General features: G+C 59.4%; 2 protein-coding genes. Both read right to left on the reverse strand.

Features of this window, described 5'->3' with window-relative positions:
• Positions 1 to 35 precede the first annotated feature (35 nt).
• Positions 36 to 515, reverse strand: a complete 480-nt coding sequence (locus tag EOC06_RS20160; RefSeq protein WP_128308606.1) for a DUF3828 domain-containing protein — start codon at positions 513 to 515, stop codon at positions 36 to 38.
• Between the two features lie 96 nt (positions 516 to 611).
• Entirely contained in the window at positions 612 to 2,261 is a 1,650-nt protein-coding gene (locus tag EOC06_RS20165) for an ABC transporter substrate-binding protein (RefSeq protein WP_128308610.1), read from the reverse strand.
• Positions 2,262 to 2,284: the final 23 nt, after the last annotated feature.

Consider the following 2,284-nt stretch of genomic DNA (forward strand, 5'->3'; position numbering starts at 1 on the left):
CCGACAGCGCCAGGAACCGGCGATGGGCCATCGCTTCACTCCGGCGTCTGGCCGGCCATGCATTCCAGCGCGCTGAGCGTCCAGTCGCTGGTCTTGGAAGCGATGTCCGATATCTTCCACTTGCCGTCGATCTTCTTGAGCGACCAGAGCATTTCACGTTTGGAATCATCGCCCTCGGAGAACAGGCTGAAGGATGCCGTGACCTGTGCGTTATCGCCATCCAGCTTCTCAGACAGTTTCAGCGTTTTCGAGACGGTTTTCTGATCGAAATCCTGGGCGTCGAGACCAGGATCGAAATCGATGCAGGCGACCTGGTCCGGGTTCGTCTTCGTTGCCTGGTCGTTCAGCTCGAACAGTTTCGTCACCGGTTCGGTGAACCGATCCCGATATTGTTCGTCGGCCTCGAACTTGACCGCCGGGACATAGAAGAACTTCACCGCGTCGGACGCCGGTCCGGCGACGGCGGCGTCCGGCAGGGCTATCGAAAGGGCGGCAACGAGCACTGTCAGTCCCATGCAGAATCTCCGGCTTTTGATGGCTTGAGCCTATCAATACCACGCATCCTGCATATCGGCTTTTTTGCGGCTCATGAAGTCCTGCCGCGCCTTGTTTCAGCCGTCCAGCCAGACGTTCTGAAGGTCCATCTCGAATGTCTGGTGGACACCATAGTTCTTCACCTTCTTGTTCTGGTGGCTGTAGAGCTTCTGCCAGAACGGCTGAATAATGACGCCCGAATCCTGCAGGATCTGCTCGACATCCTTCATGACCTCGCGTCGTTTCTCCACGTCGATGAGCGATAGCGCCTGCTTGAGCTTGGCGTCGAAATCGGGGTTGGAATATGCCGATTCATTCCAGGCCTCGCCGGTGCGATAGCCCAGCGCCAGCACCTGGACGCCAAGCGGGCGCATGTACCAGATCGTCATCGAATAGGGATATTTCGTCCAGTCGTTCCAGAAGGTCGAACCTGGCAGTACCGTGCGCTTCACCTTGATCCCGGCATCGCGCAGCTGGCCGGCAATGGCGTCGCCGGTATTCTTCTGCCAATCGTCCTCGATGGTGATCAGCTCATGCTCGAAGTCAGCCTGTCCGGCTTCCGCCATCAGCTTCTTGGCGCCGGCGGCGTCGCGTGTCTTCTTGGGCAGCGGATAGTATTCCGGATGGATCGGGGCAACGTGGTGGTTTTCGCCAGGGGTGCCTCGCCCGGCATAACCAAGTTGGAGGACCGCATTGTTGTCGACGGCCATTTGCAAGGCGTTGCGCACCCGCTTGTCGTCATAAGGCTTGTGGGTGATGTTGGTGCGGGCAACCAGCGTCGTCGCCGTCGCCACCTCCGATTTCACCAGATCCATCTTGTCGAGAATGTCGATGAAGTCGGCGGGCGACTCGAAATTGAGGTCGATCTCACCGGATTCGAACGCGTTCACGGTGGCGTTGAAATCGGTGCCGTAGTCGATGAACTCGACGCTGTCGAGCGGCGCTTCACCACCCCACCATTTGCCATTCTCGCGACGCTTGACGACCGCCTTCTGGCCGACATCGTAGGAGACCAGTTCGAACGGTCCCGTGCCGATCGGCTTCTTGATCGGATCGGCACCGTCGGCATCGAAGTTGCGATGCACGACGAGCGCCGGATAGTCGGTGAAATTCGGGATCAGTGAAATGTCTGGTTCGCTTAGCTTCAGCTTGACCGTGTTGTCGTCGACCTTGGTGATCGCGCCATCCCTGGCCTTGCCGGTCTTTGCGTCGATCAGCGCGCCGACACGGGCGGCCATGGAATTGCCGGCGACATTCTTCTCGCACCAGCGCGTCAGATTGTGAGCGACGTCATCGGCGTTGAAGGCATCGCCGTTGTTCCATGTGATGCCCTTGCGCACATGCAGCACGTATTCGGTGGCGTCGTCATTGATATCCCAACTTTCGAGCAGAACCGGCTCGAAGGTGAACTGCCTAGTATAGCGGACAAGCGGCTCCAGCCAGCAGCGCGAAATGTTCGCCAGCTCAACCCAGTCGTAGGTGCGCGGATCCTTCTGCCCCTTCACCGACATCGAGACGCGCAGCGTTCCGCCTTTCTTCGGCTCTTCGGCCAAGGCCCGATCCGGCACGGCAAGGCCGATCATGGCGTAGGCAAGCGCCGTCGATGCGCCGAAGGCGCTTGCCAGCGCCAGGAACTCGCGCCGATCGACACGACCCGCGCGTGCTTCGACCGCCATTGCCTCGATAGCGCTCGGCACGCGATCGCCACTGCTTCTGAAGAATGCCATTTTTTCCTCCCGTCTGGTTCCCT

The sequence above is a fragment of the Mesorhizobium sp. M7A.F.Ca.MR.362.00.0.0 genome, assembly GCF_004023175.1.
Classification (GTDB): Bacteria; Pseudomonadota; Alphaproteobacteria; order Rhizobiales; family Rhizobiaceae; genus Mesorhizobium.